The organism is Bifidobacterium goeldii (assembly GCF_003951095.1).
Taxonomy (GTDB): Bacteria; Actinomycetota; Actinomycetes; order Actinomycetales; family Bifidobacteriaceae; genus Bifidobacterium; species Bifidobacterium goeldii.
On record NZ_QXGL01000001.1, the window covers coordinates 401,590 to 418,490 of the forward strand.

The 16,901-nt window shown below is 55.7% G+C and carries 14 protein-coding genes; 11 read left to right on the top strand and 3 right to left on the bottom strand.

Annotated features, from left to right (window positions below):
- Positions 1-188 precede the first annotated feature (188 nt).
- Positions 189-1,163, top strand: coding sequence for a DUF5692 family protein (locus D2E25_RS01895; protein WP_125979341.1), 975 nt, complete (start codon positions 189-191; stop codon positions 1,161-1,163).
- 114 nt (positions 1,164-1,277) lie between these two features.
- Here D2E25_RS01895 and D2E25_RS01900 read toward each other — a convergent pair whose 3' ends face one another.
- The 3 genes from D2E25_RS01900 to D2E25_RS01910 all read right to left on the bottom strand — a co-directional run bounded on the left by D2E25_RS01900 (position 1,278) and on the right by D2E25_RS01910 (position 4,592).
- On the bottom strand, positions 1,278-2,642 hold the full coding sequence (locus tag D2E25_RS01900; RefSeq protein ID WP_164514657.1) for an MFS transporter: 1,365 nt from the start codon (positions 2,640-2,642) through the stop codon (positions 1,278-1,280).
- 19 nt (positions 2,643-2,661) lie between these two features.
- The gene (locus tag D2E25_RS01905) at positions 2,662-2,952 is read right to left on the bottom strand and encodes a hypothetical protein (RefSeq protein ID WP_125979343.1); all 291 of its coding nucleotides are present in this window, start codon (positions 2,950-2,952) and stop codon (positions 2,662-2,664) included.
- Between the two features lie 227 nt (positions 2,953-3,179).
- Positions 3,180-4,592, bottom strand: a complete 1,413-nt coding sequence (locus D2E25_RS01910) for an MFS transporter (protein WP_125979344.1) — start codon at positions 4,590-4,592, stop codon at positions 3,180-3,182.
- 121 nt (positions 4,593-4,713) lie between these two features.
- Between D2E25_RS01910 and D2E25_RS01915 the strand changes: the two genes are divergently transcribed.
- From D2E25_RS01915 to D2E25_RS01955, 10 genes are all read left to right on the top strand, one after another.
- On the top strand, positions 4,714-5,649 hold the full coding sequence (locus tag D2E25_RS01915; RefSeq protein WP_241216919.1) for a LysR family transcriptional regulator: 936 nt from the start codon (positions 4,714-4,716) through the stop codon (positions 5,647-5,649).
- A 91-nt stretch (positions 5,650-5,740) separates the two neighbouring features.
- Positions 5,741-8,800, top strand: coding sequence for a DEAD/DEAH box helicase family protein (locus D2E25_RS01920; protein ID WP_164514658.1), 3,060 nt, complete (start codon positions 5,741-5,743; stop codon positions 8,798-8,800).
- On the top strand, positions 8,797-10,419 hold the full coding sequence (locus tag D2E25_RS01925; RefSeq protein WP_125979346.1) for an HsdM family class I SAM-dependent methyltransferase: 1,623 nt from the start codon (positions 8,797-8,799) through the stop codon (positions 10,417-10,419). The genes D2E25_RS01920 and D2E25_RS01925 overlap by 4 nt, the downstream gene beginning before the upstream one ends.
- 1 nt (position 10,420) lies before the next feature.
- A complete protein-coding gene (locus D2E25_RS01930) occupies positions 10,421-11,635 on the top strand; it encodes a restriction endonuclease subunit S (protein WP_241216968.1) in 1,215 nt (404 codons plus the stop codon).
- 195 nt (positions 11,636-11,830) lie between these two features.
- Positions 11,831-11,989 carry a hypothetical protein gene (locus D2E25_RS10445; RefSeq protein ID WP_164514659.1) on the top strand — a complete coding sequence of 53 codons (159 nt, stop codon included), beginning with the start codon at positions 11,831-11,833 and terminating at the stop codon, positions 11,987-11,989.
- 46 nt (positions 11,990-12,035) lie between these two features.
- Complete coding sequence (locus D2E25_RS01935; RefSeq protein WP_125979348.1) at positions 12,036-12,698, top strand: DUF4417 domain-containing protein; 663 nt, start codon at positions 12,036-12,038, stop codon at positions 12,696-12,698.
- Positions 12,685-13,164 carry an EndoU domain-containing protein gene (locus D2E25_RS01940; RefSeq protein WP_125979349.1) on the top strand — a complete coding sequence of 160 codons (480 nt, stop codon included), beginning with the start codon at positions 12,685-12,687 and terminating at the stop codon, positions 13,162-13,164. The genes D2E25_RS01935 and D2E25_RS01940 overlap by 14 nt, the downstream gene beginning before the upstream one ends.
- Complete coding sequence (locus D2E25_RS01945) at positions 13,164-13,517, top strand: hypothetical protein (RefSeq protein ID WP_125979350.1); 354 nt, start codon at positions 13,164-13,166, stop codon at positions 13,515-13,517. Before D2E25_RS01940 ends, D2E25_RS01945 begins: the two co-directional genes overlap by 1 nt.
- 6 nt (positions 13,518-13,523) lie before the next feature.
- Positions 13,524-14,573, top strand: coding sequence for an ATP-binding protein (locus D2E25_RS01950; RefSeq protein WP_125979351.1), 1,050 nt, complete (start codon positions 13,524-13,526; stop codon positions 14,571-14,573).
- A 6-nt stretch (positions 14,574-14,579) separates the two neighbouring features.
- The gene (locus D2E25_RS01955) at positions 14,580-16,880 is read left to right on the top strand and encodes a S8 family peptidase (protein WP_125979352.1); all 2,301 of its coding nucleotides are present in this window, start codon (positions 14,580-14,582) and stop codon (positions 16,878-16,880) included.
- Positions 16,881-16,901 lie beyond the last annotated feature (21 nt).

Genomic DNA, 16,901 nt, shown 5'->3' on the forward strand with positions numbered 1-16,901 from the left:
ATCGAACGCAACAATGAACTCAACCCCTCAACACGCCACCCCAACACATGAATTGACACCATGTCAATCACCGCGTTACACTACAGGCGAACACAGCATTGACGAGTTGTCAACATCGCTAATGCTTAGTCGCAGTACTCCCAAAGATGGGCGCGCGGCAACCAGAGGAAATTGAAGAAAGGACCATTATGCTGTTTCAGGTCTACGGCGCTAATGCCGGCTGGCAGTGGCTTGGCTGGATACTCGTATTCTGCTGCCTTATCGGAGCAAACGAGCTCGCACGTCGCACCAAAATCGGCGGACTCATCGCATTCGTTGCTATCCCTGCAGTATTAACCGTATACTTCATCGCCATCTACGTGGGCGCGGCAATGGGCGCAGATTGGGCACTCAGCAACCCCACTTATATCCATATGACGAGCTGGTTCCATTACGCGAAATTGTATGCCGCAACCGCAGGCTGCATTGGCTTCATGGCATTGAAGTATCGTTGGGGACGCATCGGCAAATCCGAATGGTTCAAGTGCTTCCCATTCGTAATCGTCGCAATCAACATTCTCATCGCTGTCGTCTCTGACTTCGAATCTGCAATCCGCGCGTGGGGCACTACGTGGGTATCCACCGAAGGCGTAACGCTTATGGGCGGCTGGCACAACGTATTCAACGGCGTAGCCGGCCTGATCAACATCGCCTGCATGACCGGCTGGTTCGGCATCTACGTGTCCAAAAAGAAGGACGATATGCTCTGGCCGGATATGACGTGGGTGTTCATCGTCGCCTACGATCTGTGGAATTTCTGCTACACGTACAACTGCCTGCCTACTCACTCGTGGTATTGCGGCCTTGCGCTACTGCTCGCGCCGACCGTCGCGAACTTCTTCTGGAACAAGGGCGGCTGGATCCAGAACCGTGCGAACACGCTGGCGATCTGGTGCATGTTCGCGCAGATCTTCCCGATGTTCCAGGACTACTCCGTGTTCTCCACGCAGTCGGTGAACAATCCGAACGTGAACCTTACCGTGTCGATCATCGCGCTCGTGGCGAACGTGCTGGCGCTCGGATATATCCTCGTGCGCGCGAAGAAGCAGGGTGTCAACCCGTGGATCCAGGAAGTGTTCAAGGGCACGAAGGATTACGAGCAGGCCATTGCCCGCGCTGCGTAGTCCCTTACGATTCCATTTATGAAAAAGCCGTGGTCCCGCACCGTATGGTTGCGGATCCACGGCTTTTTCATATCCAATATCCGAGCGGCAGGCGTCAGGCTCTACATCTTCGCTCTACTTCTTCGACAGCGTGAGTACGTACCAGGCGACGGGCAGGGTGAGTAGGCCGCCAGCGACGAACACCCACATGATCGGAATGAGGTCAGCGAGCGGCGCGAAGATCAACATGCCCACCGGCATGCCGAATGTGGAGAGCATAGTGTCGATGCCGAACACGCGGCCGACCATCGCCTCATCAGATTCAGATTGCATGACCGTGCGCATCGGGCCCACACAGATGGCCGAGGCGACTCCGCACAACGCGTTGATAATCAGATAACTGAGCAGATCAGGCGCAAGCCCCAGTCCAACTACTGCAATACCAACCGCGGCGATAGCAAACGCAATGACGCGCATATTGTTGCGGATGATCTTCACTCCGATCGTTGACATGAATGCACCTCCAAGCAGCATGCCAATAGTCAAGCTCAGCTCGTTGGCAGCAAGTTTGTCAGAAGCAGTAGTCAGGTTTATAAAGCCGAGGTTCAGGTCGATTCCCTCATATTCGCGGGTCATGAGCAGCAGTGTGAGGTTGAGTGGAGCCACAGACATGAGGCAGGTCATGCCGTCTCCGAGTACCACGCCCTTCAAATGCGGGTGGCGCATCGTGTAGGTAAATCCGGCCTTGAGATCGGCGACTGTGCGACGAATACCAGCGATGATTGGATGCGTAGCTGTGACATCGTCACCAACCACTTCAGCTGTATTGATTACGTCAGCCTCATCATCCGACTTGGCCACGGTTTTCTTCGGCACGCGGATAAGCGCGACAAAACCGACGCCGATCACCGCGGTCGTCACGTCGATCAACAGGATCGACCACAGTGGCATCACGTTGATGAGTACTGCGGCCAGCGCAGGGGCGACGATCATGTTGGCCGAGTTGATCATGCCGAAGATCGAGTTGACGCGCAAAAGTTTGCCTGCCGGTGTGATGTCCGGGATAAATGACTGGACAGCTGGCATCTGCACGCCGCCGCCAGACGAACGAATGAGCAAAACGACGAACAACATCGGCAGTCCAGCCCATCCGTACGCGAATGATAACGACAACAGAATAGTGACAGCCGCGATAATCAGGTCGGGCAGCATGATCAACGGTTTACGACGATATCGGTCGGCCATAGGGCCTCCGAAAATAGAGACAATGCCTTGCGGCAGAACACCGAATATCGTGGCGAACAGCATTGACCAGCCGGATTTCCATTCCAATGCGATCCACCACCACAGAGCGTATTGGACGATGCTGGAGCCGAGCAGCGAGAACACCTGGCCTGTAAGCAACAAGGCGACGCGGCCTTTCCAACCGGCCTCACGCGGATCGGCGGCAGGTTCGAAGGACGATACGGATTGTGTGTTATGAGTCGTAGATTGAGTCATAGATGAAATGTCTTTGCTTTCAAAACATGACATCGCCGTCGCCAATTACGCGATTATGCGCAACCATCCGCGCGCAGAATTCAATGCGCAACGGAGTGCGACGACATATGTCGCCAAACATGATGAACTTCGGACCATGGGGATGATGCGGATTCAACCACACCCAGCTTCGGGCATGGCTCCGCGCACCCGTTAGATCAGACCGGGCAATCCGCCGTCCTGCGGGCGAATGCCCATCATCATGCAACACAAAGAACACATGACTCCGCACACTATCAGCGTAAGCAGACAAATGATCGTCGACGATCATGTCCGCCCATCATCGTGCACGGTATCTGACCGTTCATGCCGACGGCACCTCAATCCGACGGCACCTCAATCCGACGACACCTCAGCCGGCAGCCTGCAACCGACGATACAGGCCGTAACCGAGTCCACAATCCATCATGCGAGTCGGTTACGACCTTCCGCACACCCGGGCGCGACCGTATTCGCGTGCGGTCGGCGGAACACGGACTCAGTTACAGCCAGCTGTAATTAACGTTCCCGCCAACGCAACAGTTCAAAGGCGAGCACGTAGACAAGCAGCATCGCGGAGGCGAGGAATACGCTCCGCAACGCCACGTCAAGCGAGGGCAAAAACGTGGCGATGACGCCGAACACAGCTACGCCGATCGCACCGCCGACCTGACGGAATGTGTTGAACATGGCGGAGGCGATTCCAGCTTGAGCGGGATCGACGGACCGCAAAACAACGCCAGCTGCGGCGGGCGTGGTGATGGCCGCGCCGAATCCGACGACACTGAGACCTGTTGCAATAACCCACACGGGGATCGGCGCGGGGGTGAGGAATTCGAACATGAATCCGGCGATCATGATCGTAAGTCCCAGCGTGATCGAGAACTTCGCGCCGCGCGCGGTGATGATACGACCGCCGAGCAGGTTGCCGATGATCGTGACGAACGCGGACGGTACGAACACGAGGCCGGCTGCGAATGCACCCATGTGCCGTTCATTCTGCAGGAACATCGTGCAGATGAACACCATGCCGTACCAGTTGAAGATCATGATGAAGCCGATTTGCAGCGCAACTTGCATGCCGCGGATACGGAACAAGCCGAGCGGCATCATTGGAGCAGCGACTTTAGCCTGCGAAAACACGAACAGCACCAACGCAAGCAGCCCTGCTCCCAGCAACGTAAGCGTTACAGAAGCCGTGAACCCGATCGATCCAACTTCGATAATGCCGGCGACCAGCACGCTCAACCCGAGCAACGACAGCGCTTGTCCGATCCAGTCAAAGCGAGTAGGGCGACGCGGTGAGGTCGCGATGCGCGGCGCGAGCGCGAGAATGAACAGGCAGAACGGCACGTTGATGGCGAATACCAAGCTCCAGTGGATCGGCGTGAGCAGGCCGCCGAGCAGTGGCCCGACCGCAGAGGCGGAGGCGCCGCCGGCACCCCATAATGCCAGTGCCCACGCGCGACGGCGTGGATCGGGGTTCGCCTCGTTAATCAGCGACATGGACGCTGGCAGGATCAGCGCGGAGGCGACACCGAGCACACAACGGCCGGCGACGAGTGCCACCATCGACCATGCGAACGAGCAGAACAGCGACGCCAGTCCGAACAGTCCCGCCCCGATCAGAAAGAGGCGTTTCGCACCAAACCGGTCGGCGAGACTGCCTGCCAATAACAGCAGCGCGGCGAACAACAGCGTGTAGCCGTCGACAACCCACTGCTGGACGGCCATGTCTCCGCCGAGATCGGCTGCGATAGTAGGCAGGGCGACGTTGACGATGAGCACGTCCATGCCGGCGAGAAATGAAGCGACGGCCGCGGCGATGGTAGTGGCCGTAGCGGCGCTCCGGTTCGCCTTCGTGTCGGAGATCTCAGATTCGGAAGATACCGGAGATGCCTGAATTGATGTCGAGGTCGAAGTCGAGGTCATATTTGTATATATTCCATTCGTCTATATACTATTTGTTCTCTATGCTGACAATCATGATAGGCTTATAGACGTTTGCAATACTAGCGTTTATACATGCTTCTGGTTTATGTCACATAAACCAATGGTTTACACTCTGGATGCATGGGAATCAGAGGCCCCTATGTACGATCGAAGACTCGACGCGGTAATCGCCGCCGCGGATACCGGCAGTTTCGCGCAGGCCGCACGACGATTGCATATTTCAACACCGGCGGTCGCCAAACAGATCACCACATTCGAAAAGGAGTACGGTCTGACAATCTTCGAACGCTCCCGCGCCGGGGTCGCTCCAACTCGAGCCGGAGCGGAGTTTCTCGAAGATGCGCGCGCCCTCGTTCGCGAATCGAACGAGATCATCGACAGGGCCCGCCACCGGATGCACCCCGACGCTGCTCCAGTACGCTTGGGCATCTCTATTCTTCGCCCTGCCCGTTTCATTCTCGACCTGTGGCAACGCTCAGGCCAGCCAGGCATTCGACTGGAACTTGTATCAATGCCGGATAACAACATATCGGTCGAAGACATCATCGCGCACTTGGGCGAGGATATCGACGTGATCGCCACCGCATTCGTGCCGGACCACTGGACCGGCATCTGCGGTACACTCCCCCTGTCGTACGAGCCGCTGTGCCTAGCCATACCGCGCGGCAATCCGCTCTCGCGACGGGCAAAGCTCACGATCGACGATCTGACCGGCGAGCGCATCCGCATCCTGCCGCGCGGCAACGGCACTGACGACATCGCCCGCGACCTGCTGGAACGCAACCCGGGCGTCACGCTGGTCGACATCGATCAGTACGACCTCGACCTGTTCAATGACAGCGCCGAATCCGGCGATCTGCTCATTTCCAAGCCGATGTGGGACAGCGTGCATCCGCAGCTGGTCAATGTGCCCGTCGACTGGCCCGAACCGGTCGGTATGCAGTACGGTCTGCTTTATCCACTCTCCCCCACCGCGCAAGTCGCCGCGTTCGTCGAGCGTATCAGCGAACTCAATCAGCGGTTCGCGGATTGCTGACGACCCCAACACCATTGATCCCATACGATCCAACACCGCACGACCATTTATCATGGGATTGCACACACGTTCAACGTTGACAGGAAGCACGATGCACGGTCCAGAAGACAAGTACGTGAAGGTCCCCGCTCTGGTACATGCCACAAGACTCGGCTGGCGATATCGTTCCATCAGGAACGACAAACCCGGTACCGATTACGATCCGGACACCAATATCTTCTACGACCTGTTCGGGCAAGCGCTTCGCCGCATCAATCCCGATATGGATATCGATGACGATCAGGTCAGGTTCCTGATCCGCAAGATCGCGGTCACGTTGGACAGCGATGATCTCGGCCGTGCGTTCTTCAGCAATCTGCTGCATGGCCTGGACGGATACCGGCTCATCGATTTTGCGACACCGGACAACAACGACTTCACGGTCGTCACCGAACTCACCTATGCGCATGACGACGATAATTTCCGCCCGGACATCGTATTCCTGATCAACGGCATGCCGTTATGCTTCATGGAAGTCAAGCGTCTGAACAACCGCAACGGCATTCTCGCCGAGCGCGACCGCATGTACACGAGATTCAAGCAACCCTTTTTCCGTCGTTTCGCGAACATCACGCAGATCATGGCGTTCAGCAATGATCAGCCGTACGATGACAGTGACCGCGAACCGATTCAAGGCTCCTTCTACGCGACCAGCTCCTATGACGGCATACGCATGAACCGTTTCCGCGAGGAGGAAGACAGCAGCAGACAGCTGTTGCAGCAACTAGCACCACGCGGCATCGACGAGGAGAAGTTCATTCTCAAAGACAACAACCTGATCTCCTTGTTGGATTCTCCGCAATGGGACGAAGCCGTCGACCCGCAGACTCCAGCAAACAGCATCATCACCTCGTTGTTCTCCCGAGAACGGCTGATGTTTCTGCTGCGATATGGCTTGTGCTACAAGGATTACGTCAATGACAACGGCATACGCGTCATCGAGAAGCACATCATGCGCTATCCGCAGTTCTTCGCCTCTCAGGCAGTACGCCGCACACTTGACAGCGGCATCAGGCAAGGCGTGATCTGGCATACGCAAGGCAGCGGCAAAACCGAGTTGGCATTTCTACTCACACGGTATCTGCGCGATTACTATCAAGATCGGCAACGCGTACTGTACACGTTCTTCATTGTGGACCGTCTTGATTTGGCAGATCAGGCCGACGACGAGTTCCGTTCACGCGGCGCGACCGTCATACGCGTTGATTCCAGGGACGATTTCGTCACGCTGTTGCGCAAGCCTTCGTCTTGGAATACCAAACAAGGTGATGGAATCACCATCTCCCCGGTGAAGATCGCCGTGGTGAACATCCAGAAGTTCAGCGCCGACGCACAGACCATCACCACCGAATATGGGCTGAACGAACAGCGCTTGTTCTTCATCGACGAGGCGCATCGCGAATACAAACCGGGTAAAAGCTTCCTCGCCGCACTGTTCAACGCGGATCGCGACGCGGTTCGCATCGCCCTGACCGGCACCCCGTTAATCCGTCAAAAGAACGGCGCAGACACCAAGCAGGTATTCGGGGAGTACATCCACACCTACTTCTACGACCGGTCCATTGCCGACGGGTACACGCTCCGACTCCTACGCGAGGACATCAAACCACAGTTTCGCGTCAGAATGCGTTCGATCATGGACACGTTGCAGGAGATCGACAAACTCACCGATCTCGATCAGGTGTGCGAGCATCCGCATTTCGTGGAACCGCTGACGGAATACATAGTGAACGACCTCATACAGTCGCGCATCGCGCTCGGCAGGGATTGCAGCAATATCGGCGCGATGATTGTGGCCCGCACCTCACAGCAGGCCCGCAATATCTATGCCGCACTGCAGCAATACGATACGGATATTTCTTCAGCTCTGGTACTCTACGACGAAGGGTCCAAAAAAGAACAGCGCGATATTCAGAAACGGTTCAAGCTCGGCGAGATCGATATTCTAGTGGTGTTCAACATGTTGCTCACCGGGTTTGACGCGCGACGACTTAAGAAGATGTACCTATGCCGCCCGCTTAAGGCACACAATCTCTTGCAGGCGCTCACCCGTGTGAACCGGCCATACAAGTCGATGGACCACGGTTTCGTGGTCGATTTCGTGGATATCTCCAAGCAGTTCGACAAGACAAATCAGGATTATCTGGCCGAGCTAAACGGCGAGTTCGGTCAGGATGCTGCACGGTACGCCAGCCTGTTCGATGATCCGAAGGCGATCAAGGCCGATCTGTCTGACATCAAGGATATTTTGTGGCGGTACAGCACTGACAACGAATACGCGTTCGCCAAAGAGATCAGCGCGATCCAGGACGAAGACGAGCTGTATCGGATTCGCAGGGCGCTCGAACGGTATAAGGAGCTGCGCAATCTGGCCACTCTGTACGGCTTCAACGAGCTGGATGAGCATTTCGACATCGCCCTGTTCGGCAAGCTGCTCAACGAGGTCAATCTGCGTATCGAACGCATCAACGAGCAGAAGGCACTGAAGCTCGGCCAGCTGTCAACCGGTTCACTCAACATCCTGCTGGACCATATGGAGTTCAGCTTCGAGAAGGAAGGCACCGAGGAGCTGACCGTGGCAGACAAGCTGAAGAAGACGATTCATACCACCTGCGGCTCGTTCCAAGGCAACGACGATCCCAAGGACCCCGCGTACGTCAATCTGCTGGACAAGCTCCGGGAAAAGCTCGTCAAAGCCAACATGCAGGAGCTCACCACCGACGAGATGACCGATCTGATCGGCCAGTTCGAGGAGCTGAAACGCGAAGCAGACGAGCTGAACCGGAAGAACGACCTGCTCACCGGCAAATACGGCGGCGACGCAAAGTTCATGCGCATCCACAAGGAGATGATGGGAGACGATCAACCGATGGCGACCAGCGATGCCGCGCTGTTCCGCATCCTGTCACCCCTGCGGCGTTCGATCGATGCCACAGTCGAGCGAAATGCTGCGGCACTCGACCAGCCGGCGATCTTCAAGCACAGCATCGGTCCGACGATCATCAAAGCGTTCAAGGACAACGACGTCACGTTCTCGCCGTCGCAAGTCAAGACGACCGCGGACAGGATCTACAATGAGTATTCCGACGAAAGGAAGACACGCCTCGCATGAACACCGAGACCCTCAACGACACACTCGCCATGATCGACCGTCTGAAGACGGTGTGTGCGAATTACGGTTTAGCGAACGACAGCAGCGAGTACAAGATCATCACCGAATCGTTCCTGTACAAGTATCTCAACGATCGCATGCTCTACGAACTGGGCAAACTCGACCAGTTCAAGGATTGCGAAAGTGTCTCCGCCATCGAGGAACGGTATCGCGGCCTTGACGAGGATGCGCGCGCCATGCTGCCGTATGAACTTGGCACCGTGGCAATCATCCGCCCGGAGTGGATGGTGTCCTCGCTGTACAACCTGCAGGACGACGATTTCGCGAAGACGTTCGACACGGCGCTGCTCGGTATCGCTCAAGACAACATCGACGTGTATTCGGTGAAGGCCGGCACGGAGTCGATCACCTTGTTCCAAGGCGTAAGTCGCTTTATTATCGAGGCGAACAAGCGCAATGACTTCTGCAGGTCGCTGGTCGGCTCGTTGGTTGACTTCAGCTTCTTCGACGCATTCTCGCAGGGCTATGACTTCTTCTCGCAGGTGTTCGAGTATCTCATCAAGGATTACAACAAGGATTCCGGCAGTTACGGCGAATACTTCACGCCGCATGCGATCGCGAACATCATGGCCCGGATTCTCGCTCCCGCAGGAGATATGAACGTGACCGTGTACGATCCTGCTGCCGGTTCGGGCACGCTGGCGCTGGCGTTGGCACATCAGATCGGCGAGGGCAACTGCACCACGTACACGCAGGACCGTTCGCAGAAGGCCAACGAGTTCATGCGCCTAAACCTGATCCTGAACGGTCAGGTCGGCTCATTGGCGAACGTGGTGCACGACGACACGCTGGTCTCGCCGCGGCATTTGGAGCCGGACGGCAAGTCGATCAAGACGTTCGACTATGTGGTGAGCAATCCGCCGTTCAAGGCCGATTTCTCGCAAAGCCGCGACCAGCTGGCGTCCGACAAGTACGGCAGCCGTTTCTGGGCAGGCGTGCCGAAGGTACCGGCGAAGCAGCCGGAGAAGATGGCCATCTACCTGATGTTCCTCCAGCACATCATCGATTCGATGAAGCCGGACGGCAAGGCGGCGATCGTGGTACCGACCGGGTTCCTGACCGCGAAAAGCAAAATCGAGCTGGAGATTCGCCAGAACATGGTGAATTCCGGCATGCTGCGCGGCGTGGTGTCGATGCCGAGCAACATCTTCGCGAACACCGGCACGAACGTGTCGATCATCTTCCTCGACCGGTCGAAGCAGTACGACCATGCGCTGCTCATGGACGCCTCGAAGCTCGGCACCAAAGAGAAGGTCGGCAAGAACCAGCGGACCATTCTGTCCGATGAAGAGATCGAACGCATCATCAAAACGTTCAATGGCAGCCAAGAGCAGGATGATTTTTCGGTGATCGCCTCGTATGACGCGATCAGGGAGAAGCGGTACTCGTTCAGCGCCGGACAGTATTTCGAAGTGAAGATCGACTATGAGGACATCACGCCAGAACAGTTCCACGCGGAGATGGACGAGCGGATGGGCAAGCTGCGCGAGCTGTGGACCGAAGGCGAGCGCCTGCAGCGCGAGATCGAGGAGCAGATGAAGGCGGTGCATCTTGCGTAAGGTGAAGCTAGAAGAGCTATGCACTGCAATCATTGATTGTCCACACTCTACTCCTAAGTGGCAAGAATCTGGTATCCCCGTTGTTCGCAATTTCAACCTGAATAACAGTTATATCAGTTTCAGCGATGGCAATGTTTCATATGTAGATGAGGATACATACCAACAACGTATTCAGCGTGCAATTCCCGAACCCGGTGATGTTGTCATTTCGCGCGAAGCCCCTATGGGAGTAGTCGGAATAATTCCTGAAGGCATGAAATGTTGCATGGGCCAACGTCTAGTTTTGCTCAAAGTGGACCGCTCTCAATGCGCACCTACCTATTTGTTGTATGCATTGACTTCAGAGTATGTGCAAACGCAAATTCGACGCATTGATACACGAGGTTCCATAGTCAGTAATATCGATCTAGACACATTACGCGAACTTGAAATTCCAATTGTAGAGAATTCGGAAGAAGCAGCCAATCTGCTCGATGTAATCTCTCGCAAGATCGAGATGAATACGAAGATCATTGCAGAGCTGGAGTCGGTGGCACGTTCGGTGTATGACTACTGGTTCACCCAGTTCGATTTCCCCGACGAGCACGGCAACCCCTACCGCTCCTCCGGCGGCGCAATGACCTACAGCAAAGCCCTCCACCGTGACATTCCTGCGGGGTGGAGCGTCGGATCTCTCGCCATGATGGCCAACATCATCATGGGCCAATCTCCTTCAGGAGATTCATATAATGAAACAGGTGACGGAATGCCTTTCTTCCAAGGCAAAGCCGACTTCGGTATCCATTACCCAACTCGTCGAGTCTACACAACTCAGCCTCAACGCATTGCAGAAGAAGATTCCATTCTCATGAGCGTTCGCGCACCTGTGGGTGCCATGAACTTCGCAGCGGAACAATGCTGCATTGGACGAGGTCTTGCCTCAATTCAAAGCATATCCAGAAGCAACCGGCTATTCGTTTATTTTTCCCTCGAGCATTGTTCCTCTCTCTTTAATGCGTTAAGCAATAACGGAACAACATTTGGCGCCATCGACGGACGGACCCTGCATGATCTGCAAATAATAATTCCCCCGAAGGAAATTCAAGAGCAGTTCAGTCGAATGTCGGAATTTTGGTATTCAGGTATAAAAACGGCCAGTAAAGAATCCGCCCGCCTCGCCGCACTGCGCGACCGGCTCCTCCCCCTTCTCATGAACGGCCAGGCTGTCATCGAATAAACAATCAGGGCATGCGGAAACAGATTCATTTGTATTGCCGCGCTCAATGACGGTGATTTGTCGGTATGTCACAGCCAATACGACACGCCGACGAATCGCTGTCATTCCAACATTCTTCAACAATTTACGAGACTATCGGCGTTCTTTCTTTTACATTTCTTCTTCCATAAATGGCAGTATTCGTCCCAGCAGAGTATGCTGGAAATCGACTCCACCGGAGGAGAAATCTACCAGCGGGGAAAAATTAAAAAAACGGTGCGCGAGGATGGTCCAGATCCTCGCGCACCTGCTGGAGGAGCCATGATGATGCTCGACCACAAGACACCATCATGGCACTTTCAGCGAGGAAAGTAAACATTCGGCGCCCAACGCCGAACCAACCACGAAAGGTGGTGACTCAATGCCAAACCGAAGCAACATCGCGGACGACGGTTTCGCACCGTGGCTGCTCGAAGGCGCGACTCTGGATCACGGCTATCCGTGCATCGATCCACTCCCGAGCACAGTGCCCATGCCCCACAACCTCGTGCCATTCAGCAAGCGGAACACGGTCACGAACAGGCGCGCATTCATCCACTTCTACGAAGACGACACACGTTTCCGTGCATTGGCTGCGAATCCCGACCGTTATCTTCCCAAACTGCAAGAGTTCGAAGGCGTCATCGCGCCTGACTTCTCACTGTACTGGGGAGCACCTGAACCGGTGCTCCAGGGCAATGTGTATCGCAGCCGTGTGATCGGGCACTATCTGCAACGTTCCGGATTGCCGGTCGTTCCCAACATTCGTTGGGGAGACGAGAGAACCTTCGATTTTTGCTTCCGTGGCGTGGCCCAACATTGCATGGTGGCCGTCAGCACCATAGGGTGCATCGCCTCACGCAAGGAGAAGCAGCTGTTCGCCCGCGGCCTTGAGGCCATGATGTCCACGCTGGAACCCTCACGGGTGATTGTCAATGGGCCAATGCCGGCCGAAGTATTCGGCCGATACTGGGATGATGCGGAATTTCGTACGTATCCCGCCTGGACTCGACGCATGAAGGAGTGTAGCTATGGGCACCGGTGAACTGGGCGTATATTACACCTCCAACGGCAGCAATCGGGTGCACCATCCCGCACTGATTCACAGCATCGAAGGCGAATTCACCCGCAATCCGCGCACCGGCCGCATTCAGAAAATGAAAAGCGGAGGACACGGACAGGCGAATCTTGAACTCCTAGATAAGCTTGGCATCAAATACTATATCGACAAAACGTTCCCGAATGGCGTTCGCCAAGGACGAGTGGAAGGCCACACCGTCCGTAAGAAACGGGAGCAATCCGGGCAGATGTGGTTCCCTTGGCATTGGACCGCGGCGGACATCGTCAAAGCCGGAGAACATGTTAGCGGATTGAAGTCCAACAGGAACAAACCGGAGGGCATTATCTGGTGGGGAACCTACAAAGGCGTCCGAGTGGGCATCATCAAACGCAACGGACAGATCCAGACCATATTCCCGTCAGAAGACCAACCCAAGCCAAAAGGACGATAATGATGAACATTCAACAAGCCATTCAACAGCGTCGCGACACCCTTGACGAGGACAATGTCATGCTTGATAAGGCATGGCACGATATGGTAGAAGCCTGCGTCAAAGACATTCCCGGAACCGTCGCATTTATTAACGATGAATGCTCAGCTGACGACATGAACTTTCTGAGTGAAGTGTTTGACGAACTTATCTATCAGACTCAAAGCCCGGAGCTGGTATCCGCTATCGTGCATGCATCCCTTCGATATCCCGATTCCGACAAAAAATACTTCCTAAAGGTTCTGAACGAATCGGTCTCCGAATGCGGTAACTACCCCGTCCGGTCCGCGTATCGCGAAGCAAAAGGAGACTGATCCTCAGTGAAGAAAAACGACGTAGTGAACCTCATCCGATTCCACGTGGACCGTAACGAAGCCGGCTTCTTGCAACAGGCACGGCAGATCGCCAACGACTTTCAGTTGTCCGGCGACATGGCATTGAGCCAGTATGTGACCGCGCTGATCACCAGTTCCAATGCCGTCAGCCCGCAGTCGCACGGATTCGCCAATACGATTCCTGATGCGGTGCATGTGGCAACCTTGGATAACGATCCCCTTCCCCTGCCCGATGCCATCCGCGACGATCTTCGCGGCATCATCAACGCGGTAGGCAACGCGTTTGGTGTCAATCGGTTCCTGTTCCAAGGCGCTCCTGGCACCGGCAAAACGGAGTCGGCCAAGCAGATGGCACGTATTCTTTCCCGTGAACTGTACGTCGTGGACAGCAGTTCGCTGGTTGACAGCCGTCTGGGGCAAACCGCCAAGAATATCGACACCCTGTTCCAGCAGTTGAACGAACTGGCCCACCCGGACAAGGTCATCGTCCTGTTTGATGAAATCGACACGTTGGCATTGGACCGCATCAACGCGCATGATGTGCGCGAGATGGGCCGCGCGACATCTACCATGCTCAAAGGACTGGATTCGCTGAACAAAGACGTGACACTGATCGCCACCACAAACCTGTACGAATCGTTCGACGCGGCGCTCAAACGACGTTTCGACGCCACCGTCGATTTCAACCGATACACGCAGGACGATCTCAGAATCGTTGCGGAATCGCTTATGCAGTATTACGTAGGCAAATTGCAGCGCGCCATTCCAAATAAACGCCTGTTCACGAAAATCCTGACACTCATGCCACAGTTGCCGTATCCGGGCGATATGAAGAACCTGATCCGCACTTCGTTGGCATTCAGCTCCCCGGACAGTGGCACCGACTATCTACGTCGGTTCTACACTTCCGCATTGGAACGAGAACCGAACGATCCATCCAAGCTGAGAGCGGAAGGCTTCACCTTGAAGGAAATCGAAGCACTCAGCGGCGTGGCGAAAAGCACCGCCGCACGCAAGCTCACCGAAGAGGAGTAAGCGGAGATGAACGCGTTACTAGAACTGCACAAGCCGTTCGAAAGCCGACCGGGCACCGCCGCGGGCGGTCCCGCCCATATTCCCACAGGCGCAACGGTCACAGCCGATACACTCATAGCACTCGCGAATGACCTGCAACAGGTACTTGCATCATGGCCAGAGCAATCCCTGATCGGAGACAACATCCTCGTCGAAGCGCGCTATCGCAGCGTCGTAGCCAAAAGCAACCGCATGATGCGTCTGCTCAGGCAATCCCCGGACGTTCCTCTCAACCGTTGTGTCGTCGGTGCACGATTTGGGCGGCAGAGCGACGGTTCCCCATATCACATCCTCACCTACTGCATTTCCAAAGACGCTGTCAGGAGCGGCATCGACCTATTGGCCGATTACGCTCGATACTTACGCACCGATAGCCGCTTCAGCGGCAGCATCAGCTCGGAAGATCTGGACCTCTTCAATAAAGGCAAGCAGGCCATGCCGAACGGCATGTACAAGACCGAGTTCGCACAGGTCGTCAAGGATTCCTACTACGTGCGGCGCTTCACTATACCCCGGTACACCGCCGATGCCCCTACCGGGTCGTTCATTACCCTGTTCGATACGGGGATGGTGGACGCCGCAGATCTGATGAACCGATTGGGAGCCTCCGTCACCGACTATCAGATCATCGACAAGCTGACGTTGATCGCCAACAACGAAACGGTCATCGACCGCATACGGCGCAACGCCCCTTATCTGGTCTCCATGTCCGTTACGGGAGATTTCTCTCAGGAACCGGTTTTCGATTCGGCGCCAATACAGCAGCAGGCCCCGCTGATTCCCCCACCGTCGAACGAGCCCACCGTGGGCGTTATCGATACCGGATTCGACAAACGTTCATACCTCACCGATTGGGTGGATGCAACGGATTGCCTGCCCGAAATCGACATGCGTGAAGCCGATATGGTGCATGGCACCGAAGTCAGTTCGATTATCGTGGACGGCCCCTCCTTGAACCCGTGGCTCGATGACGGATGCGGACGGTTCAAAGTCAAGCATTTCGCCGTCGCACGAGATGGCAAAAACAGTGTTCTGACCATCCTCGAGCAGATCGAATCCGCCGTCACAAACCATCTGGATATCAAGGTCTGGAACCTGTCCCTCGGCACGGATACGGAGATACCGGAAAACTACATCTCCCCCATCGCATCACTACTGGATCGCCTCCAGTTCAAGTATGACGTGATCTTCGTTGTGGCCGGCACCAATCTGCCAGAACATGCCCCGGCTCATGCCGACATGCGCATCGGTTCGCCAGCCGATTCCATTAACGCCATTGTGGTCAATTCCTGCAACCGATCCGGCATGCCCGCATCCTACACACGGCATGGACCGGTCCTTGAGTTCTTCCGCAAACCGGACATCGCATACTATGGCGGAGACACCGATACGCCCATGCGCGTATGGACTCCCCGGGGCATCATCGAGGACACTGGCACTTCACTGGCAGCGCCGTGGATCACCCGCAAAATCGCATACCTCATTCATGTGATGGGCTTCTCCAGGCAAACAGCAAAGGCACTACTCATCGATGCGGCCACGACTTGGCAGCAAAACGATGAGGACCGGTTTACGGAAGGATTCGGCGTGCCACCGATCCCCGTCGATGACATACTCACGACAGCAAACGACGAAATCAGGTTCATCGTCACCGGCGTCTCCGAACGGTACGAAACCTATCACTACCAGTTGCCCGTCCCGATCGACAATAAGGGCAGGCATCCGTTCATGGCACGGGCCACGCTCTGCTACTTTCCCGAATGCGACCGGCATCAAGGCGTAGACTACACTAGGACCGAACTGGATCTGCACTTCGGTCGAGTCAAACCGCCTTCCAAAAAGAAATTGGAGAAGCATCCCGAAGCAAAGCCAACCGTGGAATCCATCAACGGTAATGTGCAAGCGGCGCTGCGACAGATCAATCTGTCCGAAAACAGCGCGCGTCTGCAATACCGGAAATGGGATAACGTCAAGCACATATCCGATATCGAAAAGAGCCGGTTCGCGGCACGAAAAACATACACCGTACAAGGATTCTGGGGCATGGCTCTGCTTGCCAAAGAACGCTGGGAACGACTGGAAGACGAGGAATCCCGCGCCTTGCCGTTCAGCGTGGCCGTCACGTTGCGCGAAATGGAAGGCCGCAACCGCATCGAGGATTTCAAACAGCAGTGCATGGCTTGGGGATGGGCGATCACTACCGTCACCGTCGAGAACCGGGTCGATATCTATAACGAGGGAGAGCAGGAGATCACCTTCGAACCATAGAAGCGCATCCCCACCCCGCAG

What these genes read in the sequence shown, in the direction of transcription:
- D2E25_RS10445 (WP_164514659.1), top strand. Translation starts at nt 11,831, where the DNA reads ATGCTGGAAATCGACTCCACCGGAGGAGAAATCTACCAGCGGGGAAAA.
- D2E25_RS01940 (WP_125979349.1), top strand. Translation starts at nt 12,685, where the DNA reads ATGGGCACCGGTGAACTGGGCGTATATTACACCTCCAACGGCAGCAAT.
- D2E25_RS01955 (WP_125979352.1), top strand. Translation starts at nt 14,580, where the DNA reads ATGAACGCGTTACTAGAACTGCACAAGCCGTTCGAAAGCCGACCGGGC.
- D2E25_RS01945 (WP_125979350.1), top strand. Translation starts at nt 13,164, where the DNA reads ATGATGAACATTCAACAAGCCATTCAACAGCGTCGCGACACCCTTGAC.
- D2E25_RS01925 (WP_125979346.1), top strand. Translation starts at nt 8,797, where the DNA reads ATGAACACCGAGACCCTCAACGACACACTCGCCATGATCGACCGTCTG.
- D2E25_RS01915 (WP_241216919.1), top strand. Translation starts at nt 4,714, where the DNA reads ATGGTTTACACTCTGGATGCATGGGAATCAGAGGCCCCTATGTACGAT.
- D2E25_RS01920 (WP_164514658.1), top strand. Translation starts at nt 5,741, where the DNA reads ATGCACGGTCCAGAAGACAAGTACGTGAAGGTCCCCGCTCTGGTACAT.
- D2E25_RS01905 (WP_125979343.1), bottom strand. Translation starts at nt 2,952, where the DNA reads ATGATCGTCGACGATCATTTGTCTGCTTACGCTGATAGTGTGCGGAGT.
- D2E25_RS01935 (WP_125979348.1), top strand. Translation starts at nt 12,036, where the DNA reads ATGCCAAACCGAAGCAACATCGCGGACGACGGTTTCGCACCGTGGCTG.
- D2E25_RS01910 (WP_125979344.1), bottom strand. Translation starts at nt 4,592, where the DNA reads ATGACCTCGACTTCGACCTCGACATCAATTCAGGCATCTCCGGTATCT.
- D2E25_RS01900 (WP_164514657.1), bottom strand. Translation starts at nt 2,642, where the DNA reads ATGACTCAATCTACGACTCATAACACACAATCCGTATCGTCCTTCGAA.
- D2E25_RS01895 (WP_125979341.1), top strand. Translation starts at nt 189, where the DNA reads ATGCTGTTTCAGGTCTACGGCGCTAATGCCGGCTGGCAGTGGCTTGGC.